23 protein-coding genes and 2 tRNA genes are annotated in these 20,600 nt (G+C 48.2%); 18 read left to right on the top strand and 7 right to left on the bottom strand.

Annotation, left to right across the window (positions count from 1 at the left end):
- Positions 1 to 11: 11 nt before the first annotated feature.
- Genes DHU66_RS06535 through DHU66_RS06520 form a run of 4 tightly spaced genes read left to right on the top strand, consistent with a single transcriptional unit; the run spans position 12 to position 3,424 of the window.
- The gene (locus DHU66_RS06535) at positions 12 to 425 is read left to right on the top strand and encodes a hypothetical protein (protein WP_108775073.1); all 414 of its coding nucleotides are present in this window, start codon (positions 12 to 14) and stop codon (positions 423 to 425) included.
- The gene (locus DHU66_RS06530) at positions 422 to 1,342 is read left to right on the top strand and encodes a metallophosphoesterase (protein WP_108775072.1); all 921 of its coding nucleotides are present in this window, start codon (positions 422 to 424) and stop codon (positions 1,340 to 1,342) included. Before DHU66_RS06535 ends, DHU66_RS06530 begins: the two co-directional genes overlap by 4 nt.
- On the top strand, positions 1,326 to 1,541 hold the full coding sequence (locus DHU66_RS06525; RefSeq protein WP_108775071.1) for a hypothetical protein: 216 nt from the start codon (positions 1,326 to 1,328) through the stop codon (positions 1,539 to 1,541). Before DHU66_RS06530 ends, DHU66_RS06525 begins: the two co-directional genes overlap by 17 nt.
- Complete coding sequence (locus DHU66_RS06520) at positions 1,538 to 3,424, top strand: EAL domain-containing protein (protein WP_108775070.1); 1,887 nt, start codon at positions 1,538 to 1,540, stop codon at positions 3,422 to 3,424. Before DHU66_RS06525 ends, DHU66_RS06520 begins: the two co-directional genes overlap by 4 nt.
- Positions 3,425 to 3,432: 8 nt before the next feature.
- Here the strand turns inward: DHU66_RS06520 and glgB are convergent, their stop codons facing one another.
- The gene (glgB, locus tag DHU66_RS06515; RefSeq protein WP_108775069.1) at positions 3,433 to 5,220 is read right to left on the bottom strand and encodes a 1,4-alpha-glucan branching protein GlgB; all 1,788 of its coding nucleotides are present in this window, start codon (positions 5,218 to 5,220) and stop codon (positions 3,433 to 3,435) included.
- 133 nt (positions 5,221 to 5,353) lie between these two features.
- Between glgB and DHU66_RS06510 the strand changes: the two genes are divergently transcribed.
- Together DHU66_RS06510 and DHU66_RS06505 are read left to right on the top strand one after the other, a co-directional pair.
- The gene (locus DHU66_RS06510; protein ID WP_108775068.1) at positions 5,354 to 5,890 is read left to right on the top strand and encodes a TetR/AcrR family transcriptional regulator; all 537 of its coding nucleotides are present in this window, start codon (positions 5,354 to 5,356) and stop codon (positions 5,888 to 5,890) included.
- 26 nt (positions 5,891 to 5,916) lie between these two features.
- On the top strand, positions 5,917 to 6,819 hold the full coding sequence (locus tag DHU66_RS06505) for a phosphoribosylaminoimidazolesuccinocarboxamide synthase (protein ID WP_245309423.1): 903 nt from the start codon (positions 5,917 to 5,919) through the stop codon (positions 6,817 to 6,819).
- Positions 6,820 to 6,867: 48 nt separating this feature from the next.
- Here DHU66_RS06505 and DHU66_RS06500 read toward each other — a convergent pair whose 3' ends face one another.
- Complete coding sequence (locus DHU66_RS06500; protein ID WP_108775067.1) at positions 6,868 to 7,803, bottom strand: D-2-hydroxyacid dehydrogenase; 936 nt, start codon at positions 7,801 to 7,803, stop codon at positions 6,868 to 6,870.
- Positions 7,804 to 7,888: 85 nt separating this feature from the next.
- On the opposite strand from DHU66_RS06500, the gene DHU66_RS06495 reads away from it, so the two are divergent.
- The 6 genes from DHU66_RS06495 to DHU66_RS06470 all read left to right on the top strand — a co-directional run bounded on the left by DHU66_RS06495 (position 7,889) and on the right by DHU66_RS06470 (position 12,137).
- The gene (locus tag DHU66_RS06495) at positions 7,889 to 8,638 is read left to right on the top strand and encodes an EFR1 family ferrodoxin (protein WP_108775066.1); all 750 of its coding nucleotides are present in this window, start codon (positions 7,889 to 7,891) and stop codon (positions 8,636 to 8,638) included.
- 87 nt (positions 8,639 to 8,725) lie between these two features.
- A complete protein-coding gene (locus tag DHU66_RS06490) occupies positions 8,726 to 9,352 on the top strand; it encodes a DUF308 domain-containing protein (RefSeq protein ID WP_108775065.1) in 627 nt (208 codons plus the stop codon).
- Between the two features lie 82 nt (positions 9,353 to 9,434).
- A complete protein-coding gene (locus DHU66_RS06485; protein ID WP_108775064.1) occupies positions 9,435 to 10,190 on the top strand; it encodes a prolipoprotein diacylglyceryl transferase in 756 nt (251 codons plus the stop codon).
- Positions 10,187 to 10,630 carry a ribose 5-phosphate isomerase B gene (gene rpiB, locus DHU66_RS06480; protein ID WP_108775063.1) on the top strand — a complete coding sequence of 148 codons (444 nt, stop codon included), beginning with the start codon at positions 10,187 to 10,189 and terminating at the stop codon, positions 10,628 to 10,630. The genes DHU66_RS06485 and rpiB overlap by 4 nt, the downstream gene beginning before the upstream one ends.
- A complete protein-coding gene (locus DHU66_RS06475) occupies positions 10,630 to 10,941 on the top strand; it encodes a glutaredoxin domain-containing protein (protein ID WP_108775062.1) in 312 nt (103 codons plus the stop codon). The genes rpiB and DHU66_RS06475 overlap by 1 nt, the downstream gene beginning before the upstream one ends.
- A 143-nt stretch (positions 10,942 to 11,084) precedes the next feature.
- Positions 11,085 to 12,137, top strand: a complete 1,053-nt coding sequence (locus DHU66_RS06470) for an IS1595 family transposase (RefSeq protein WP_108773885.1) — start codon at positions 11,085 to 11,087, stop codon at positions 12,135 to 12,137.
- 114 nt (positions 12,138 to 12,251) lie between these two features.
- Here the strand turns inward: DHU66_RS06470 and ftsH are convergent, their stop codons facing one another.
- From ftsH to DHU66_RS06455, 3 genes are all read right to left on the bottom strand, one after another.
- Entirely contained in the window at positions 12,252 to 14,108 is a 1,857-nt protein-coding gene (gene ftsH, locus DHU66_RS06465) for an ATP-dependent zinc metalloprotease FtsH (RefSeq protein ID WP_425349071.1), read from the bottom strand.
- A gap of 146 nt (positions 14,109 to 14,254) precedes the next feature.
- Positions 14,255 to 14,328 (bottom strand) — tRNA-Pro (locus DHU66_RS06460).
- Between the two features lie 23 nt (positions 14,329 to 14,351).
- Positions 14,352 to 14,425, bottom strand: a tRNA-Arg gene (locus DHU66_RS06455).
- Positions 14,426 to 14,520: 95 nt separating this feature from the next.
- Between DHU66_RS06455 and DHU66_RS12180 the strand changes: the two genes are divergently transcribed.
- The 6 genes from DHU66_RS12180 to DHU66_RS06430 all read left to right on the top strand — a co-directional run bounded on the left by DHU66_RS12180 (position 14,521) and on the right by DHU66_RS06430 (position 18,479).
- Positions 14,521 to 14,679, top strand: a complete 159-nt coding sequence (locus DHU66_RS12180) for a hypothetical protein (protein ID WP_167836298.1) — start codon at positions 14,521 to 14,523, stop codon at positions 14,677 to 14,679.
- Between the two features lie 205 nt (positions 14,680 to 14,884).
- On the top strand, positions 14,885 to 16,051 hold the full coding sequence (locus DHU66_RS06450) for a DUF5011/hyalin repeat domain-containing protein (RefSeq protein ID WP_108775060.1): 1,167 nt from the start codon (positions 14,885 to 14,887) through the stop codon (positions 16,049 to 16,051).
- A gap of 64 nt (positions 16,052 to 16,115) precedes the next feature.
- Entirely contained in the window at positions 16,116 to 16,742 is a 627-nt protein-coding gene (locus tag DHU66_RS06445) for a pentapeptide repeat-containing protein (protein ID WP_167836297.1), read from the top strand.
- 251 nt (positions 16,743 to 16,993) lie between these two features.
- Positions 16,994 to 17,557, top strand: a complete 564-nt coding sequence (locus DHU66_RS06440) for a manganese efflux pump (protein WP_167836296.1) — start codon at positions 16,994 to 16,996, stop codon at positions 17,555 to 17,557.
- A gap of 3 nt (positions 17,558 to 17,560) precedes the next feature.
- Positions 17,561 to 18,115 (top strand): TetR/AcrR family transcriptional regulator C-terminal domain-containing protein, encoded by a 555-nt coding sequence (locus tag DHU66_RS06435; protein WP_108775057.1) that lies wholly within the window; start codon positions 17,561 to 17,563, stop codon positions 18,113 to 18,115.
- Between the two features lie 106 nt (positions 18,116 to 18,221).
- Positions 18,222 to 18,479: a hypothetical protein gene (locus DHU66_RS06430; protein WP_108775056.1), complete on the top strand. Its 258-nt coding sequence runs from the start codon at positions 18,222 to 18,224 to the stop codon at positions 18,477 to 18,479.
- Positions 18,480 to 18,513: 34 nt separating this feature from the next.
- On the opposite strand, the gene DHU66_RS06425 is transcribed toward DHU66_RS06430, so the two are convergent.
- Complete coding sequence (locus DHU66_RS06425) at positions 18,514 to 19,455, bottom strand: TIGR03943 family putative permease subunit (protein ID WP_108775055.1); 942 nt, start codon at positions 19,453 to 19,455, stop codon at positions 18,514 to 18,516.
- A complete protein-coding gene (locus tag DHU66_RS06420; protein ID WP_108775054.1) occupies positions 19,455 to 20,543 on the bottom strand; it encodes a CobW family GTP-binding protein in 1,089 nt (362 codons plus the stop codon). Before DHU66_RS06420 ends, DHU66_RS06425 begins: the two co-directional genes overlap by 1 nt.
- Positions 20,544 to 20,600 lie beyond the last annotated feature (57 nt).

Below are 20,600 nucleotides of genomic sequence, written 5' to 3'. Positions count from 1 at the left end.
GGGACACATTTATGATCAGGATTGCAATCAGCTGTGGTGAAGGATTTTCCAGCGGCTTTCTGGCTAACCGCCTGGAACAGGAAGTGAAGGATCATCATCTGGAAGATCGGGCAAGCTTTATCCGCATTCCGTACATCAATCTTGCAGCAAGGCAGAATGAGGTGGATATTGCCATGATCATGCCGCATATTGAGTGGAAGGTGAGAGCCGACAAGACGCAGTACCGTATTCCTTTGTATGTGATTCCGTTCAAAGTGATGATCAAGCCGACGGTGGAAGATTATATTGAGGATGCCGAAGATATCCTGAAACTGGCGGATGGCAAAGGCGGACGGGTCCGTTTCCCTGAAGAAAAGCGCACGGCCGATGTGACACGGCTTTGTTCACACCGGAAATGGCTTGCAGAAAGAAGTGAAAAGCAATGATTTATCTGACCGGGGACACCCACGGCGGCATTGATTTAAGAAAGCTGACAGATAAAAGACTGCTGGGACTGAGCCGGCAGGACTATGTCATCATCTGCGGTGATTTTGGCTTTATTTACAACTGGAAGAAAGAATCCCGCAAGGAAAGAAGCTGGCTGAAATGGTTTGAACGCCAGCCGTATACACTGCTGTTTGTGGATGGCAATCATGAATGCTTCCCGCGTCTGTATGACTATCCAGAGATCAAATGGCATGGCGGCAAAGTTCACGTCATTCGTGATAATGTTATGCACCTGATGCGGGGTGAGATCTTTGACCTGGATGGCAATACCATTTTTACCATGGGCGGTGCCCGCAGTCATGACCGGGGACCTGTTGTTGGTGATACCAAAGCGGTGGAAGGCCGTTTCTGGTGGCCGCAGGAGATACCGGATGAAGCAGAGATGCAGCATGGCCTGGATCATCTGGCTGCCCATGGCAGTCATGTGGACTACATTGTGACGCACTGTCTGCCAGGCTCTTTGCAGCAGCGCATCAAGCCTGCCTTTGGCATTGATCCATTGAATACATATCTGGAACAGATCATGGCCAGCACAACATATACGCACTGGTATTGCGGCCATTATCACATTGACCAGGACCAGCCTCATAATATTTCGGTATTATTCAACCGTCTGGTGGAGCTTGGTGAGACTGTATCAGCTTCTCTGCCGCGGGCTGGTGAGCCGATTTACCGCCGTGACAATAGAGTCGGTTTTTTCCAGGATGGAAAGTACACGGAAGGTATGATCACGGGTATTTATCCATGGGGAAAGGCCCGTGTCAAGGATCAGCCGGTCTATGATATCAATGTCAATGGCATTGTGGTTCCGTATGTGAAGGAATCAGATATTGCCGGATATGGCCGGGAAGAATGAAATCAAAGCCGGAGCGCTGGTGATGTTCCGGCAGGGAAATACGCACCTGTATGGTGAAGTGATACAGGTGAAGAACCAGGATGAGGAAGAAGGATTTGCTATTTGTCTTGTGCAGGCATATCATAACCATCATCTTCATCTGTTTCAGGTAGAAACAGATCAGATTCTGCATGTTTATTCAGAAAGGGGACAGTCATGAAGCTGGATACATCTTATTCCATTCCAACATTGATGATGCTGACTGTCTTTCTGATGCAGTATGTGCTGCAGCCGAGGCTGAAGATCGACCGCACACGGATCTATATGAAACTGCTGGCGGTGGATATGGCTGCCAGTATCGTAGATATCTGGTCGACGCTGCTCGATGCCAATCCATCGCTGTTCTCCAGTATCATACTGCAGATTGCCAATGTTCTGTTCTTTGCACTGTTCATTGCCAGAACGCAGATCTTCCTGAATTATCTCATTGCTTTATGCGGCCGGCTGCACACGGGCAATAAAGTATTTCTTGACGCAGCCAGGATCTTCTTTGTGGCATGTGAAGTGATTGTGCTGTCTTCACCCTGGAGTCATGCTGTATTTGCAGTTGATTCCTCCGGTTACCATCAGGGTGTCTGGTATAACCTGGTCTATGTGCATCTGTATGTGACTGCAGCAGCAGGTTTTCTGCTGATGGCGAAAAACAGAAATCATCTGGAAAAGCAGGTCTGGGTCAGAGCATATGTGTGTCTGACAATGCTGTCTGTTGGCGGCGTTGTACGTGCTTACAGCCATACGCTGATGATGAATATGGTGTTCCTGCTTTGCATCTTTGTTTTATATGACGGCATCGAGAATCCGGATCATTATCTTGCCTCACGTGCCAATACCTTCAACATCGTTGCGTTCCGGCAGCTGTATGATGAACTGCTGTTCAAGCATAAAAGCTTTTATATCACAGGCTTCTATCTCAAGAATTATAACTATCTGCGCTCCAGCTATGGCTCCAGGCTGTCTGATGAAGGCTTACATCAGGTGGGTATGTGGCTGCATCAGATCAAGCCGCATGTGCCTGCGTTCTATCTGCATCACGGCCGTTTCCTGCTGCTTGGCTCTCAGGAAGAATTGGCAGATCTGCCAGACCTGATTCAGAAGCGCTTTGCGTCCAACTGGCATGTCAACAATTCAGATCTGATTCTGGATACAGACAGGATTGAGATCAGTCCGGATGTATATTTCAAAAACAGTGAGCAGTTCATGGATGCCATGGACCTCGCCCTTGTCCAGCATGGCAATGGCCCGATTGTCATCAATGAAGATGTCTTCAGGATGAGTGAGAGACGCAATGCTGTACAGCGTCTGGTCGCGCGGGTTCTGCAGAATCATGAGATTCAGGTGTATCTGCAGCCGGTTGTCAATGCCGCAGATGACAGAACGGTTGGTGCAGAGGCACTGTCCAGACTGTATGATGATGCGATGGGCACGGTATCACCAATGGAATTTATTCCGGTGGCAGAGCAGATGGGCCGCATTGATGATTTCACGTTACAGGTAGCCGACAAGGTTGGTGCCTTTATCGAAGATGGAGGTCTTTCACGCTGCCATATTAACTGGATCAACATCAACCTGTGTCCTTTGAACTGTATGAACCGCAGCTTTCCTGATGAACTGCATGAGGTTTTGCAGAAGCATCATGTCAGTCCGTCTCAGGTACATCTGGAGATCACCGAAGAGGCCATGGTTGACCGCGTTGTATTGCGGCAGATGATGAATAAGATGATTGCCATGGGCTATTCATTCTCGCTGGATGACTATGGCTCCGGGTATTCCAATGCCTCAAGACAGATGGAGCTGCCGTTTGAAAATGTCAAACTGGATCTGTCTGTAGTAAGAGAATACATGAAGACCGGCAGTAAGCTTGTGCCGGCACTGGTTCTTGTTCTGCAGCATGATCATCTTTCGATTACGGCAGAAGGCGTGGAAACATTTGAAATGGTGCAGAAGATGAAAGAGATTGGCTGTACGTATCTGCAGGGGTATTTCTACAGCAAGCCTGTGCCGATGGCAGAGTTTGAACAATGGTGTAATAAAAGGATGCGTTAGCATCCTTGTCAGTATTCCAGATAGATCCTGGCGCTCTTGCCAGGGATCGTAATGGTGCACGTACCGTTTGCAACAAGCGGTGCGTTTTCTTTTTCCCTGAAATCAGTATGGCCATGCCAGCATTCTTCATCACTGGCTAACAGCAGTTTGATTTTCGCACCGGTCCGCCATGTATAGCGGTTGGCCAATGCGCCGCAGTTCATCACAAACACGATCGTCTGTTTTGAGGACATCCGGCGGTAGGCATAGATGCACTCATTGACTTTATCGGCATCAATCCACTGGAAGCCGCGTTCATCATAGTCCCACTCCCACAGGGCACTGTTTTCGAGATAGATCTGGTTGAGTTTCATCATGTAGTGGTGGAAGGCATCATGAATCGGATATTTGAGCATATCCCAGTCCTGCTCGCGTTTCTCATCCCATTCCCGCAGCTGGCCGATTTCGTTGCCCATGAAGCTGAGCTTCTTGCCAGGCAGGGTATACATGTAAAGATACAGTGCTCTTGCCTGGTCAAACTTGCCTTCGTACAAGTCACACATCTTATTGACGATGGTGGCCTTGCCATGAACGACTTCATCATGGCTCAGGGGCAGAATGAAGTGGTCGCTGCCGGCATAGGACTGCCGGAAGGTCAGCTTGTGATAGATATCTCTGCGGTAGGCAGGATCACTCGCAAAGTACTTGAGCGTATCGTTCATCCAGCCCATGTCCCACTTGTAGTCAAAGCCCAGGCCGCCCTTGCTTACCGGATCGGTGTCATGGGGGTAGGTGGTGCTGTCTTCGGCCATCAGAATGATGGCAGGATGGCGCACCCGCAGTTCCTGGTTCATTTCCTTCAGGAATTCAATGGCTGCCCGGTTTTCGCCGCGGCTGACATCGCCCTGCCAGTACAGCAGATTGCCGACTGCATCCATGCGCAGACCATCAAAGTGATACTGGCTGATCCAATAGTCACATGCCGACTGCAGGAAGGAACGCACCTCCGGCCGTGAAAGCATGAAGTTGTTGGAGCCCCACTGACTCTTGGTCATGTCACTGTAGGGATATTCATACAGCGGCGTACCGTCATAGTTGGCCAGGGCATAGTCATTGACCGCGAAGTGGACAAGTACAATGTCCAGGAAGACACCGATGCCGTTCTGGTGCAGGGCATCAATCAGGGTGCGCAGCTGGTCAGGCGTGCCATAGCGGGATGTCGGTGCATAGAAACCGGTTGCCTGATAGCCCCAGGACTGATCGCTTGGATATTCATTCAATGGCATGAACTCGACGTAGTTATAGCCATTCTCCTTCAGATACGGGATCAGCAGGGGAGCCAGCTCATCATACCGGTACCAGCCGTCCTCCTTTGTATCATCCTTTTTCTTCCACGATCCCATGTGCATCTCATAGATATTCATAGGTTTATCTTTATGGGTTGTGGCATTGCGCATCCACTTGTCATCGTGCCAGTGGTATTTTGTCAGATCCACAATGCGGCTGGCCCAGCCCGGACGCAGCTCTGCGGAAAAGCCATAGGGGTCGCAATGATCCACGATGCGGCCGTCTGCCTGTTCAATCTGGTATTTGTAGAGATCCATCGGTTTTGCATTGCCGACGCGCACCTCGAAAAACTTGCCGTCATAGACACGGTTCATCGGTGTTTTCTGCCAGTTGTTGAAGTCACCGGTCACATAGATATTGCGGGCATTGGGCGCATAGGTGCGGAAGGTGGTGCCATGATGATCTGGATGGGCACCAAGCCAGTTGTAGGCTTCGAATTCCTTGCCGGCATAAAAATAGTAAAAGTCCATGAAGCATCCCTCCTCATTGTATGGATTGGTTTTTTCTTCTGCTAAAACTATAATGTTCGTGTATCAGAAATACGAGCACCAGAATGCAACGATAGTCTGAAATCAGACATATCAATTAAAAAGTTGGAGAATTATGACAGAAAGAAAGCAGACATCAAAAAGCAGAAGACGGATCCTGAACGCCTTTATTGAGCTGCGTTCACAGAAGGAACTGGAGAAGATTACAGTGGTGGAGATCTGTGAGCGGGCAGATATTAACAAGTCGACGTTCTATGTGTATTTTCATGATGTATATGATCTGAGCCGGCAGATGCAGCAGGAGATCATTGACCGCATTGCGGCATCGCTGCCGGATCCTGACAATGTCATCAAGAATACAGCGCAGTTCACCCGTGATATTCTGATGGCCTATGAAGCCAACAAGCAGCAGATCCAGACGATGTTTTCCGGTTCACAGTCTTCCCGGCTGCCGATGCTGGTCAAAGCCAAGATCCTGGAGCTGATCCAGCACCTGCATCCTGAAATTGAGGATTCCCAGCGGCTGCGGCTGATCCTGAACTACAAGATTTATGGTGCGTATTATGCATTCCTGGAAGATACGGATATGAATGAGATGGAGAAGATTGAATATATCTCAAATCTGGCTGGAGAATCCAGTTTTAACGCCTGATTGAATCAGGTTGTGGTAGGATAATCATGTTTCAAAAACTGGCAAAGGAGAAGAAGATGGAAGAATATTCACCGGTTAAAGAAGGAAAAGTACGTGAGATCTATGACATTGGCGACAAGCTTGTGATGGTGGCGACGGACCGCATTTCTGCATTTGATGTGATCCTGAAGAACAAGGTGACCAAGAAGGGAACGGTGCTGACCCAGATGTCCCGTTTCTGGTTTGACTATACGAAGGATATCGTGAAGAACCACATGGTTTCGACGGATGTCAATGATATGCCGGAATTCTTCCGTCAGCCGCAGTTTGATGGCAATTCCATGCTGTGCGAGAAGCTGACGATGCTGCCGATTGAGTGCATTGTCAGAGGCTATATCACGGGCAGCGGCTGGGCTTCCTATCAGAAGAATGGCACTGTGTGCGGCATCAAGCTGCGTGATGGCCTGAAAGAGTGCGAGAAGCTGGATGAGCCGATCTATACACCAAGCACCAAGGCTGAGATCGGTGATCATGATGAAAACATCTCCTTTGAACAGTCCATCGATGTTCTGGAGAAGAAGTTCCCGGGCCATGGTGCAGAATATGCCACCAAGATCCGTGACTATACGATTGCCCTGTACCGCAAATGTGCAGACTATGCTTTGACAAGAGGAATCATCATTGCGGATACCAAGTTTGAGTTTGGCCTGGACAAGGATGGCAATGTGGTGCTTGGCGATGAGATGCTCACACCGGATTCCAGCCGCTTCTGGCCGCTCGATGGCTATGCGCCTGGCCGCAGCCAGCCTTCCTTTGACAAGCAGTTTGTCCGTGACTGGCTCAAGGCTCATCCGGACAGTGACTACAACCTGCCGCAGGATGTCATTGACAAGACCATTGCCAAATACAAGGAAGCCTACCACCTGTTAACAGGTCTTGAAATCAAGTAAAGGGTATATAAAAAGCATGGATGATCCCATGCTTTTATTGTGGCTTGATCAGTAGCCAAGCTTTCTGTCTACCGTATGGTGCAGCGGTTCACCTGCAAGATATCTTTTCAGATTGTCTGCAAAGATGGAAAGAACCCTGTCATAGGTGACTTCTGCATTGAACCTTCCGGCAATGTGCGGCGTGCATAACGTGTGGGGCAGATTCCAGAGCGGATTGTTCTTTGGCAGCGGTTCGTGCTCGAACACATCCAGGCAGACTCCGGCAAAGTGATCGTGCTTCTGCAGAGGGATCAGGGCTGTCTCATCAATGGCACTGCCTCTGCCGACATTGATCAGGATACTGCCTGGTTTGGTTAATGCCAGGTGCTCCTTGTTCATGATATGAATGGTATCCGGTGTCTGCGGCAGAGACATGGCAATCACATCTGCTTCTGGCAGCAGTCTGTCCAGATCCTGGATTTCATACTGCTCATCAAAGCCTTCCGGCAGTTCCCTGATGTGCCTGCGCACACCAATGACATAGGCACCCAGTGCTTTCACTTTCTTTGCAAAGTGCGTGCCGATGTCCCCCATGCCCAGACACAGCACATGCAGCTGCGAAATGGTTCTGACAGATCCAAGATTGACCCAGTCATGGCTTTTCTGCAGATCTTCATAGTCATCCAGTTTCTTCAATGTCCGCAGCATGCAGGCAAGCATGTATTCAGAAATAGCAGGGCCATACGCACCTGAGGCATTGGTCAGGACAAAATCACCAGGCAGCTTTGCATAGGCATCTGCACCAGCTGAATCCAGCTGCAGCCACTTCAGCTTTTTGCAGCCGGCAAGACGGGCAGGCGGTACATTGCCCATGATCACTTCAGCCTCCATCAGCTGTGCATCCGTGACTTCTTTCCTTGAAACAAAGGTGATATCTTCACCGGCAAGGTCTGTAAAGCATTGCTTCTTTTCTTCCGGTATTTCGGTGACAAACAAGATTTTCATAGTGGACTCCTTTGCGGATATCTTAGCACAGCATCTTTCTGCACTGCCACCATGGTAAAATATAGATAGAAAACGGGGTGGGAAAATGATTCTGTATTTTTCAGCAGAAGGCAACAGTGCTTATGTGGCAAAGAAGATCGCAGCTGCCCTGCATGACCATGCGGTGTCAATGGAGAAGTGTGATCCGGTGCTGTCTCTGCAGGAAGATGAGATGCTTGGCATTGTGACACCAACATACTTCTGGCAGCTGCCATCATTTGTCAGAGCATTCCTGGAACGTCTGCAGCTTGCCGGCAGTCACCAATCTCCGTATGTATTTCTGGTGGCAAGCTATGGCACAACACCGGGCTTTACCGGCGAAGATGCCAGAAGGCTGCTCGCTGCCCGCGGCATTCATATGAGCAGTGCGTTCAGTGTGCACATGCCGGATACCTGGACGCCTGTGTTTGATCTTCATGACTCTGAGAAAGTGAAGAAGATCAATCAGAAAGCAGATGCAGAGATTGAACGTGTGATCGCCAAAATAGCAGCGCACATTACCGGCAATCAGATGGCACGCAGAATACCATATCTGATGCACCGTCTGGCGGATCCTGCCTACAGCAAAGCTAGAAGAACCAGCCATTTCCATGTGGAAGATACATGTGTTGGCTGCCATCTGTGTGAAAGAAACTGTCCGGTGCAGGCCATTCAGATCAAAGATGGAAAACCGGTATGGGTGAAGGAGCAGTGTGTGCTGTGTCTTCGCTGTCTGCATCACTGTCCTAAGTTTGCAATTCAGTATGGCGATGGCAGTACGAAAAAACACGGGCAGTATCACCATCCGGACATTTGATGCAGAATTGCATACGAAATGAGATATCTGTATCTGTTTTCTGCAATGCATGCAGGTGTAATACAATAATGAAAAAGAGGTAAGAATATGAAAGAACTGAAGTGGAGTGCAATCTGGGAAGGCATTATTCTGCTGGTGCTTGGGATTCTGCTTGTTTGTTTCCCGAAAGCCAGTGCATCTGTGGTATGCACATTGATCGGCATCGGCTGTCTGATTGGCGGTGTTGTGTGCATCATCAACTACTGCATGATCGATGTGCGTGATATCTTTTACCGCAATGATCTGGTCATGGGCATCTTCCTGATCCTGTTTGGCTTACTGGCTTTATACAAGAAAAATGTGCTGGCAGAGATTCTGCCGATCATTTTCGGCCTGGTGATTCTGATCTCAGGCCTTGTCAAAGTACAGAGTGCTTCGGTTGCCAAAAGAATCGGCTATCATGGTGCCAATGCCTATACGATTCTTGGCGTGATTTCCATCATTCTCGGCGTGATCATCATGTTCTTCCTGCCGGGCAGCGTGGCAACGGAAACACTGTTTATCGTCATTGGCATCGGCATGATCTACTCTGGTATTTCTGATCTGTATGTGACCTGCTTCCTTTCCAGCAAATATAAGAAGTTCATCAGGGCCTGGAAGGAAAAGATGGGTGAGCCAAAGGTCATTGATGCGGAAGTAACAGATGAACATGACGATGATTCCGATGATCAATAATGGATGCGGAACGGGAAGGCAGCGGGCTCGCTGCTTTTCTTTTTTGACAAGTAGGGTATGATAATGGGCAGGGAGGATTTTTATGTACAATAACTGGCTGACAATCGGTCCGATTACGATTCATGGCTATGGTGTCATGATTGCCATTGGCATTCTTGTGGCAGTATGGCTTGCGGAAAAACTGGCCAAGCAGCACGGACTGGATGGCTCGAAGATTGAAGGCATTGCGATCTCGGGGGTCATCTCCGGTTTCTTTTTCTCAAAAGTAACCTATATCCTGACTGTGTTCCCGCAGTTTCTGAAGGATCCCGCCGCTGTGCTTGGCACTTCCGGCTGGGTCGTCTATGGCGGCATTCTGGGCGGTATTCTTGGCGCCGGACTGTACTGTCGTGCAAAGCATCTGGCCTTCATGAAATACTTTAATGTTGTCATGCCGACGGTTGCCCTGGCGCAGGCATTCGGGCGCATCGGCTGTTTCTTTGCCGGATGCTGCTATGGCGTTGAAACCCACAGCCACTTTGCCCTGACATTCCCAGGCGGGTCACTGGCACCGGCTGGCGTACCGCTTGTACCAACCCAGCTGCTGTCGTCGTTTGGTGACTTTGTATTGTTTGTGATCCTGTATCAGGCACTCAAGAATCCAAAAACGGAAAACAGAGTGGCTGCCCTGTATTTGATTCTTTACAGCATCGGCCGGTTCCTGATCGAATTTGTGCGCGGTGATATCATCCGCGGCAAGATCGGGATTCTGTCTACATCTCAGTTTATTGCCATCTGGGTATTGCTGGCTGGCATCATCATGTATATTTATCTTGGAAAGAAGGAGAAAAAGGCATGAAAGTAGGAATTGCGAATGATCACGCAGCGCCGGAAATGAAGAAAGAACTGATGGCGTATCTGCAGGAAAAAGGGTATGAAGTTGTCAACTATGGCACCGATACAGATGCCTCTGTGGACTATCCGGATTATGGCCTGAAGCTGGCCAGGGCTGTGGCAGCAGGTGAAGTTGATCGCGGCATTGCCATCTGCGGCACAGGCGTTGGCATGTCCATTGTCTGCAACAAAGTCAAAGGTGTGCGCTGTGTGCACTGCTCAGAGCCATTCTCCGCAGAGTATGGCCGCCGTCATAATGATGCCAATGTGGTTGCCTTTGGTGCCCGTGTGATTGGCATGGGTGTTGCCAAGCAGATTGTGGATGTCTTTCTGACGACAGAGTTTGAAGGCGGCAGACATCAGCGCCGTGTTGACAAGATCAAGGCTATTGAGGAAGAACAGTAATGGTAAAAGTATATGGAAGCCCGCTGTGTCCGGATTGCCGGGCATGCAAGGCAAGCCTGGATGCCAGCGGTATTACGTATGACTTTGTGGATGTGACAGGATCCATGCCGAATCTGAAGGCATTTCTTGCAATCCGTGACAATAACAGCCTGTTTGATGAAGTCAGGGCAAATCACAGTGTTGGCATTCCCTGCCTGGTCAATGAGGATGGCTCTATGACACTGGATTGGGAAGGCTGGATGAAGGCACACAATGGAAAGATTGTGCAGCCGGTGGAGGCCTGCTCTCTGGATCACAAAGGAAACTGCTGAAGAAATATATGACGGTACAGATGCAGATTACCTGTACCGTTTTTCTTTTGCCAACGCTATTTTCAAATAAATAGTTGATGTACCCGAACAAGTACATCAAGTTAATATCTATAACTTATCATGACTTCAGTTGAGGTGATGATATGCTCGTTAATCAGAATTTCCTGAATTCTTTATCTCCTGTCGAAATTGAATTCATTCGTGTTGGTTTAGAAAAGCTATTCAGAGAGAAAGTAAACTGTACGACAACAAATTACGAGAATCTCTCTTTGCATGTTGAGAAATGTCCTCATTGTGGTTCAACTCACTTTGTTAAGAATGGCTTTAACCCACATAATCGTCAGAAATACAGATGTAAAAAATGCAAATCTGTTTTTATGGCAACAACAGGTACGATGTTTACTCATTCCAGAACAAGCTTTGATATCTGGACTACTTTTATCTCTGGCGAGCTTAACGGAATGACTCTGACTCAGCAGAGTGTAGCTACAGGCTTATCAGTTACTACCTGCTTCAACATGCGTCACAAGTTATATCAGGCTGCAGCAAAGATTCAGAATAATGTGGTCTTAAGTGGAAATGTTGAATTGGATCCTACTTATACCAAAATCAACCTGAAAGGGACCAGGAAGGATAAAATGCCAAGATTCAGCAAACAGCGTGGAAAGCATCGCCGTCATTCAACCAAGCGTGCTTTACCTGGCACCAGCCATCACAAGATCTGCCTGGTAACAGCTATTGATGAGCATGACAATATTCTCTTTAAAATTGGAGGATTAGGCAGAGAGAGTGCAGAAATTCTGAATCAATACAGCTCTCACTTCGCAGCGCATTCAACAATTATCAGTGATGACAGCCATAGCATTCAAACTTTCGTGGGCGATAATCACTTCAACAGTGACATTATTCCATCTAACGGTTATTTAACACCAAAGGGCAATACAGTATCTGAAGTAAACGAGCTTCACTCTGAGCTAAAAAACATGATCAGGCAGAAACATGGTATCAGCACAAGACATCTCCAGGGTTATTTGAATTGGATCGTCATGAAGAAATATTTAAAGTACAGGCTGGACATGCGCAAATGGAAATCAGAAGCATACATGGAAACAATGTTTGAACAGATTCCATTTACCTGTGCGGAGATCCCAAAGCTTAAAATGCCAATTAACCTCTATGAGGCATATAGCTCATGATATTTTGGTGTTTACAGCCTCATCAACTAAATCTTTGAAAATAGCGTTTGCCAAAAGAAAAACAGCCATGAGAGAATGATCTCTTTCATGACTGTTTGTATGAATCAATCCTGATTATGATGCCTGAGCAGGCAGGGCATTGTCCTTTCCCTGGTTGAGCAGGTTCATGAACTCTTCACCAGTGATCGTTTCTTTCTCATACAGATAGGAAGCGATGCGGTCAAGATCATCCATGTGGTCTTCCAGCATCTTCTTTGCCTTGTCATGCTGGGATTTGACCAGTTCCACGACCTTGGCATCAATCACGGCAGCAGTATCATCCGAGCATGCCAGGGAAGCATCAGATCCAAGATACTTGTTATTGATGGATTCCATGGCAACCATATCGAAGTCATCCGACATACCATACTGGGTAATCATGGCACGGGCAATCTTGGTTGCCTTTTCGATATCGTTGGAAGCACCGGTTGTGATGGAGTGGAACTTGACTTCCTCAGCAGCACGGCCGCCGGTCAGCGTGGCAATCTGATTCATCAGTTCATCTTTTGTATACAGGTAATGATTGCCCTGCTCAATCTGCATCGTATAGCCCAATGCACCGGATGTACGCGGAATAATCGTGATCTTCTGGACTGGTGCACTGTGTGTCTGCAGGGCAGCTACCAGAGCGTGGCCAACCTCGTGATAGGAAACAATCTTCTTCTCCTGCGGGGTCATGACGGCATTCTTCTTCTGATAGCCGGCAAAGACGACTTCAATGCTTTCTTCCATATCCGTCTGGGTGACAGTATCACGGTTCTGACGGACAGCTCTCAGAGCTGCTTCATTGACGATGTTGGCAAGCTCAGCACCGGAAGCACCGGATGCCATTCTGGCAATCGTGTTGTAGTTGATATCCGGATCACACTTGACCTTCTTGGCATGAACCTTGAGGATTTCCTCACGTCCCTTGAGATCAGGCAGCTCTACCGGTACACGGCGGTCGAAACGGCCCGGACGCAGCAGGGCAGGGTCCAGAGATTCCGGACGGTTTGTTGCGGCCAGGATGACAACACCTGTGTTGGCTTCGAAGCCATCCATTTCGGTGAGCAGCTGATTGAGTGTCTGTTCACGCTCATCGTTGCCGCCGGAGATGTTGCCGGCGGAACGCTTGCCGCCAATGGCATCGATCTCATCGATGAAGACGATACATGGAGCCTTTTCCTTGGCCTGCTTGAACAGGTCACGGACTTTGGAAGCACCCATACCAACAAACATTTCGACGAATTCAGAACCGGAGATGGAGAAGAACGGAACGTCGGATTCACCGGCAACGGCTTTGGCAAGCATCGTTTTGCCGGTTCCCGGAGGACCTACCAGCAGGATGCCCTTTGGCATCTTGGCACCGATCTTCTTGTACTTGCTTGGATCTTTGAGATAGTGGACGATTTCCATCAGGGAATCCTTGGCTTCATCTTCACCTGCCACATCCGAGAAGCGGATACCCTGCTGGGATTTGACATAGACACGGGCATTGGATTTGCCGATGTTGAAGCTCATGGCACCGCCGCCATTTCCTCCGCCGGTCATGCGCCGCATGAGCAGACGCCAGAAGGCCATTGCAATGACCAGAGGCACGATCCATTCAAGCAGGAATTCAACAATCGGAGAAGTCTGTTCCTGGATGTCGGCTGTGAAGGTTACATTGTGTTCTGACAGACGCTCGGTCAGATTGGGATCATCCATCTTGCCGGTCTTATAAACAGTGTCGCCTTCTTTGAGTGTATACAGAATCTGATTCTCCTGTACTTCTACTTCCTTGACATCATCACTGTTTGTGGAATCGATGAACTCACTGTAGTTCTTCGAGACAACCTGGGCTTCCTTATAGGAAGGATAGGCAAACAGGTTCACGATCACCATCAGTAACATAATGATGGCGAAGTAGTAGAGCATAGGTTTCTTGTGCTGATCGTTATTGATATGAACCACCTTCTTTCAATAGGGCAGATTCATATTAGCACACTAATTACATGAGTGCTAATTTTCTGCCTGAATTCTGTGTGAACAGTGCACGGAATATATGATTAATGATACTTGAGAAAAGAAAAAAGAAAAAGGCTTTACAGCCTTTCAGGTCGGGATAACGGGATTTGAACCCATGACCTCTTCGTCCCTAACGAAGCGCGCTACCAAACTGCGCTATATCCCGGATCTATAAATGGATAAGACAGGCGTCCTCAGGCGGATTCGAACCGCCGACCTTCCGCTTAGGAGGCGGACGCTCTATCCAGCTGAGCTATGAGGACAACGCTTATATATTATACCGGTAAAAAGTGAGATTTCAACAACCGTGTTCAGGAGGGAGGGGCTGTGCTAGAATAGCCTGCAGGAGGATACTGCTTTGAAGAAAATCATTCTGATGGCGGTGCTTGTCATCTGTGCTGTTGTCTCACTTATATCAGGATTAAGCGCTGTAAATAAAGCTGTTGTGGTAGCTGTGTGTGCCTTTGGCTGCTTCTATGTGGCAAAGCTGGACACGCCGAAGCAGGATCAGAAATGATCCTCTTTTTTTTGCTTTCAGCGCTGTGAGTAATATCATTTTCCTTTTATGGAAGCGGTATCAGGAATATATACAGACACATTGTACAGAAATAGTGAGTATACGATCATATTACTCACTATGAATAATAATATACGACATAATACTCAAAAAAGTAATAATATGAATGCTAGTATAAAGGTGCGGAAAGTAGGAGGGTACAGATATGGATATCAGAAAGATTGGAATTGGTGCTGCTGCATTGACAGCGGCTGTTACCGGCGGGTATCGGATGAATCAGAATCATCTGAAGAAAGTATCGCTGGCAGATATGCATGAAAATGCGGATGTGGTGTTTGACACAGACAGTGCAGATACCTATTCGTATGGGCAGGGCAGTGTGGATCCGATGGATGCCATTTCCTATGTCAATACAGATTATGATTACACATTGACAGCGGATACGGACAGCATTGATCTTTCCAAGCTTGGCTCTACAACAGTGACATATACACTGACTGTCACAGATCAGTATGGTCAGCAGGATACAAGAACATTCTCAAAGGTGTTTACCGTTGAGGATGATGAGGCTCCGGTCATTACATTGAATCAGGATGCAGTCGGCCTGGTGAAGGGAACGGATTATGATCCGGCTTCCAACATTGCCTCAGTCACAGACAATGTAGATCAGAATGTCACGTATACGCTGGATGGCAGTGTGGATCCAAACACGGATGGTGTCTATTCCATTAATGTCAAGGCCACAGACAGCAGCGGCAATGAAGCAGAAACATTCTTCATCGTGACGGTGAGTGATGATCAGAATACAGCTGATAAAGTACAGTCTGCTGTGACAACAGCAATGGCAAACAGTGCCAGCACATCAGATGTTTCCTCTGCTGCGGCAAGTGCACAGTCTGCAGCCCAGGCAAGTGCTCAGCAGGCAGCTCAGGCAAGTGCTCAGCAGGCCGCACAGCAAGCTGCGCAGGAGAGTGCCCGTCAGGCCGCTGAGGAAGCAGCCAGAAATGCCCTTGGCACAGCCGGCAGAATCGACTGCAACGGATATGGTGCAAAGCTGTACAGTGCAAGCTTGTTTGGGGATATCCAGTCGGTGATCAATGCGGCTGATTCAGCTGCATATGATGCCAGCTACGGCTACATCGCGGATCATGCCAGCCAGGGATTCAAAGCAGTATTCTCCGTTGGCTCTGTCATGAAGTGGACACATGCGGATGGTTCTGTGAGCTATCTGACATGCCAGGCTGTCAAGTATGAATCCGGCAATACAAGCTGGGTATCTGATGATGGCACCAACTGTCTGGTACATTCCGGCTATTCCCTCGTGACACAGACATGCAATGGCAATGGTCTGATGTTCGCTTTCTGGAATTAAGCTTTTTACAAGAATCTTGACAAACAGCGGTGATGAGCCGCTGTTTTTTGCTATCATGGGACATATGAAGAAAACAGATGTTGATCAGCCGGTGTTTGATGCAGAATGTCAGCTGATGAAAGAAACAGAGATTGAGGGCAGCCGCACTGATGCAGGAACGTTTGCACATACTGCCTTTGTTCTGGAACATGAAGGCCATGCCTTTTACCAGTGTGTTTTTGATCATGTGACAATCACGCCGTCCATGCGCAGTGCCATGTTTGTGGACTGTACATTTATGCATTGTGATTTCTCCAATGCCAGCTTTCAGGAAACAGTGCTGCGCAGATGCCGCCTTTCAAACTGCCGGCTGACCGGTACCGACTTTTCCAGCAGTATCTTTCAGGATGTTCTGTTTGCGGACTGTCATCTTGGCTATGGCAACTTCTGTGGCAGTAAGCTGAAATGGGTGCGCTTTTCTGCGTGTATGATGAAGGACAGTGCTTTTTCACTTGGCAGCCAGAATCATCTGTATTTCACCAGGTGCGATCTTTCCGGCGCAGAGTTTCTGCAGATGCCTTTGAAAGATATTGACTTTACGGATGACACAATCGATGGTTTCAGCGTGAATACGGAATGTCTGCGCGGTGCGATCATGAGCCAGGAACAGGCGGCTGCCTGTGCCCGTCTGCTTGGCATCATTGTCAGATGACATTTCACAAAACTTTCACAATATACGCATCATTCTTTCATCATTGATGCATAAACTATAAGCGTAATCACAAAATGATGATTAGATTTCTTTCCCTCCCTTTGAAAACTGTGAGCTTGTGCCAGCAGGCTCCTTTTCTTTTGCCTTGGCAAAATCATGAACAATCAAACTTGATTGTATAGCCACTTTACATTTGCAGGCATATACAATGTCACTTGTCTTAATGAGCGATGACAGGAGGCTTGCTGGTCATGACGAAAGCTTTGTTAATATTGATTGGACTTTCCTTGGATGGGTTTATTGCTATGATGCAGACAGGAGCCACACTGCGTGACTGTTCCCTTGGCAAGCGGGCATGGTATGCACTGATTTATGCAGGCGTAGGGGCATGTGCAGTCTTTGTCGGCTATATTCTGGCCGCCATGTTCAAGAACATCATGAATGCACCAGCTGAAATGGCAACTGCGAGCCTGATCATCTTTTTCCTTGGTCTGACGGTGATCTTCAAGAGCGTGCATGGCAGCGGCTATGTAGAAAAGCTGGATCCGGATTTCAATGGAAAGAAGATGGCACGTCTGAGTGCATTTACCAATATCGATACGATGGTTCTGATGGCTGGTTTCTCCTTTATGGGGCTGTATCTAAGCTATGCTATGATCAGTGTTCTGGTGATCAGTTTTCTGACGGTTTTCATTGCCTTGACGATCGGATATAATCTAGGGGCAAGCTACCAGAAGCCGGTGGGAATTTCCGGAGGAACGCTGATGATCTTCTTCAGCATCTGGATTCTTGCAAACTACGTAATCATGAGGTAATGGATGGAGTATCGCAGAGGGATTATGAAGACGTCCCTGTCAGAGAACCTGCGGGTTCTGATGACCAGAAAGCTGTTTGAGAAGATTACAATCAAGCAGATCTGTGATGAAACAGGGGTCATCCGGGCAACGTTTTATAACTATTTTGATGATAAATATGACTGTCTGAACTGGATTGTGCATACAGATCTGCTGGGAGACAAGCAGGCAATGGTGACAGGCAATTTTGACCTGTTCATCAATTCCGCTTTTAACAACATCGAAAAGAACAGAGAGTTTTACCGTGCTGCCTACAATGTGACAGGGCAGAACAGCTTTGAGGATATGATCCGCTCCAATCTGAGCGATGCAATCATACAGTTTTTTGATGAAAACCGGAAAATGGATTATCTGCCTGCCTACAGCAATGAGATTCTGGCACGGTATTATGCTGAGGGCTTTGCGTTCATCATCCGCCAGTTTGTCTTTGACTCTACCGGGGCCAGTGTATCTTCCTACTGCCGGATGGTCTTTGATCTTCTGAATCATTCTTTCTCTGACTATGTTGCCCGCCGCTGACGATGGACTGACATAGTTTTTTCTTTTGCCTTTTTGACTGCTGTACCTGAACAGGCACAGCAGTTTTTCTTTCTGGCTTTACGCTTTAGTCAGAAAGAGGGCAGAAATGACAGAGACAGGATACTGGCAGCAGAAGTATGCAAAGGGACAGACGGTATTTATCATTCAGTCAAAGCTGTATCTGCGGCAGGCAAAGGTATTGCATTATCGGGATGGTTTCTATGTGATCCGCTTTGCGGACAGCAATGGCGGTGTCTGTCTGCGCCAGAGCCGTTTGTATGGCTCAAAGGATGCGGCAGAGACAGTCATTGAAAAGGCAAAGAAGGATGCCTGGCGCATCCGCTACAAGGAGTGGATGCGCTAAAAAAACAGGGGCTGGTTTTCCAGCTCCTGTTTGCTTAACTGAACGTAACGTATTCCTGTTCCGGCTTATGATAGCGGCGCACAAGATCCGCATACAGGACAACAGTCTTCATGCCATTGTCACCCTCAATAGGCTTCAATGTGCCTTCGACCTCAATCCAGTCGCCTTTCTTCATTTCCCAGATCTTGACACCCGTGACGGTAATGCCGCAGAGGCTTGTATCCTGGGCACAGCAGACCATGGCTCTTCTGCCAAGAATGAATGTCTGCTTGTAGCCGGGAATATTCTCAGCATAATAGCCGCGCAGAATGATCTTCTTGCCGGCATATTTGTCTGGATTCTCGACACAGTCCATGTACCAGATGCCGTAGTCATCATCTGCAACGTCAATGACCGGGGCATTGAGATCAAAGGGAAGAAGTCCCTGCTTGAGATTCACCTGGGCACCAAACGGGCCTTCCCAGAAGATCTGTGCTCTTCTGTTAATGGCTTTGATGTTGCCGCGGATCATGCGGGCATTGGTATCTTCGGTGCATCTGTTGACGATGACTGTATCAGAATAGCGCAGCTGCTCAAACAGCATGGAGCGCATGGCGTTGATGTACAGTTCAAAGGTTGTGGCATCTACCGGTGTCAATACCTGAACCAGCGGCCAGGAATCACCAAGGCCGTTAAGGAAGGATTCCGGTACGGGCATCGTGCCGTTCCATTCGATGAATACCTGGGAAGGGTGGTAGATGACATCCAGTTCATGAATCTTTTCCGGTGTCAGTACAGAAGCGTCCTCATAGTATTCCACAAAAAGGTGGTGGGCATTACAGAAGGCTTCATCATAGGATACTTCACCCTGCTCAAAGCATAACAGCAGTGTTCTTTCAATGCCTTCCATGAAGCCGGTATCGTTCATGCAGTCCTTGATGAGGGTTGTCTTGCCGGCATCCAGGAAGCCTGTAAAAAGATAGACGGGAACAGCCATTACTTCACTCCAAACAACTTCTTCATCAGCTCGACATCAACCTTTTCACCAATGACAGTGATCAGGCCAGTATAGGCAGGAGAACCCTTGCGGATATCTGTATCACCCGGCACATAGTCGAAGAACAGCCAGCCGCCGTCCTTGTCCGGGACAATACCTTTGGCACGCACGATATTGTCGCCAAGACCCTGCAGGGCATTCTCAATGTCTTCTTTGCTGTAATGGTTGATGGTTTCAATGCCGATGGAATCAAACACTTCATCCGCATCATGTTCGCCATGGTGGTGATGGTGATGGTGGTGATGCTCACCATGTTCTTCCTCACCCAGATGGATGACATTGCCTGCACTTAAGCCGGCATTGGCAGCTGCTCTTCTTTCATCATCTTCATGATGGTGCTCGTCATGTTCATGCTCGTGTTCATGATCATGCTCGTGATCATGGTCATCATCATCGTCGTCATCGTCATCATCATCCGCAAGTACGGAAGGAATGGCGCTGGCAGAGCCTTCCATCGCTTCCAGAATCGCATTGCCGGACAGCTCATCCCATGGCGTTGTGATGACTCTGGCCTTGTCATTCAGTTCATGAATGATATCGAGATCCTTCTGGACAGTGTCATCATTGCAAAGCTGGGTGCGGGACAGGATGATGCAGGCAGCAGAGGCAATCTGATCATCGAAGAACTCACGGAAGTTCTTGTGGTAGATGGCACAGCGCTTGGCATCCACGACGGTGCTGCGGCTGTTGACTTCCAGGCCTTCAACGCTGTTGACAATGTGCAGGATGTCAGACAGCTTGCCGACACCAGACGGCTCAATGATGATGCGGTCCGGATTGTACTGCTGCAGAACCTTCTTCAGTGCCTGCTGGAAATCACCCTGCAGGGTGCAGCAGATACAGCCGCCGTTGACTTCATTGATAATGATGCCGGCCTCCTTGAGGAACCCGCCATCGATACCGATCTCACCAAACTCATTCTCGACAAGGACGACTTTCTGTCCCTGCAGAGATTCCTTTAATAATTTCTGTATCAGAGTTGTTTTGCCGGCGCCGAGAAAGCCGGAAATAATATCTACTTTGCTCATGTAACTCACTCCTTTTCAGTAACCTTTATTATTATAGGCAGTCTGTCAATTTCTCAA

The organism is Lactimicrobium massiliense (assembly GCF_900343155.1).
GTDB classification, from domain to species: Bacteria; Bacillota_I; Bacilli_A; order Erysipelotrichales; family Erysipelotrichaceae; genus Bulleidia; species Bulleidia massiliensis.
The sequence above is the reverse complement of the archived record's forward strand: the minus strand, read 5'-3'. Positions and strand labels throughout refer to the sequence as shown.

Coding starts and splice junctions, on each gene's coding strand:
- DHU66_RS06535 (WP_108775073.1), top strand. CDS start 12: ATGATCAGGATTGCAATCAGCTGTGGTGAAGGATTTTCCAGCGGCTTT.
- DHU66_RS06530 (WP_108775072.1), top strand. CDS start 422: ATGATTTATCTGACCGGGGACACCCACGGCGGCATTGATTTAAGAAAG.
- DHU66_RS06525 (WP_108775071.1), top strand. CDS start 1,326: ATGGCCGGGAAGAATGAAATCAAAGCCGGAGCGCTGGTGATGTTCCGG.
- DHU66_RS06520 (WP_108775070.1), top strand. CDS start 1,538: ATGAAGCTGGATACATCTTATTCCATTCCAACATTGATGATGCTGACT.
- glgB (WP_108775069.1), bottom strand. CDS start 5,220: ATGGACTTTTACTATTTTTATGCCGGCAAGGAATTCGAAGCCTACAAC.
- DHU66_RS06510 (WP_108775068.1), top strand. CDS start 5,354: ATGACAGAAAGAAAGCAGACATCAAAAAGCAGAAGACGGATCCTGAAC.
- DHU66_RS06505 (WP_245309423.1), top strand. CDS start 5,917: ATGTTTCAAAAACTGGCAAAGGAGAAGAAGATGGAAGAATATTCACCG.
- DHU66_RS06500 (WP_108775067.1), bottom strand. CDS start 7,803: ATGAAAATCTTGTTTGTCACCGAAATACCGGAAGAAAAGAAGCAATGC.
- DHU66_RS06495 (WP_108775066.1), top strand. CDS start 7,889: ATGATTCTGTATTTTTCAGCAGAAGGCAACAGTGCTTATGTGGCAAAG.
- DHU66_RS06490 (WP_108775065.1), top strand. CDS start 8,726: ATGAAAGAACTGAAGTGGAGTGCAATCTGGGAAGGCATTATTCTGCTG.
- DHU66_RS06485 (WP_108775064.1), top strand. CDS start 9,435: ATGTACAATAACTGGCTGACAATCGGTCCGATTACGATTCATGGCTAT.
- rpiB (WP_108775063.1), top strand. CDS start 10,187: ATGAAAGTAGGAATTGCGAATGATCACGCAGCGCCGGAAATGAAGAAA.
- DHU66_RS06475 (WP_108775062.1), top strand. CDS start 10,630: ATGGTAAAAGTATATGGAAGCCCGCTGTGTCCGGATTGCCGGGCATGC.
- DHU66_RS06470 (WP_108773885.1), top strand. CDS start 11,085: ATGCTCGTTAATCAGAATTTCCTGAATTCTTTATCTCCTGTCGAAATT.
- DHU66_RS06450 (WP_108775060.1), top strand. CDS start 14,885: ATGGATATCAGAAAGATTGGAATTGGTGCTGCTGCATTGACAGCGGCT.
- DHU66_RS06445 (WP_167836297.1), top strand. CDS start 16,116: ATGAAGAAAACAGATGTTGATCAGCCGGTGTTTGATGCAGAATGTCAG.
- DHU66_RS06440 (WP_167836296.1), top strand. CDS start 16,994: ATGACGAAAGCTTTGTTAATATTGATTGGACTTTCCTTGGATGGGTTT.
- DHU66_RS06435 (WP_108775057.1), top strand. CDS start 17,561: ATGGAGTATCGCAGAGGGATTATGAAGACGTCCCTGTCAGAGAACCTG.
- DHU66_RS06430 (WP_108775056.1), top strand. CDS start 18,222: ATGACAGAGACAGGATACTGGCAGCAGAAGTATGCAAAGGGACAGACG.
- DHU66_RS06425 (WP_108775055.1), bottom strand. CDS start 19,455: ATGGCTGTTCCCGTCTATCTTTTTACAGGCTTCCTGGATGCCGGCAAG.
- DHU66_RS06420 (WP_108775054.1), bottom strand. CDS start 20,543: ATGAGCAAAGTAGATATTATTTCCGGCTTTCTCGGCGCCGGCAAAACA.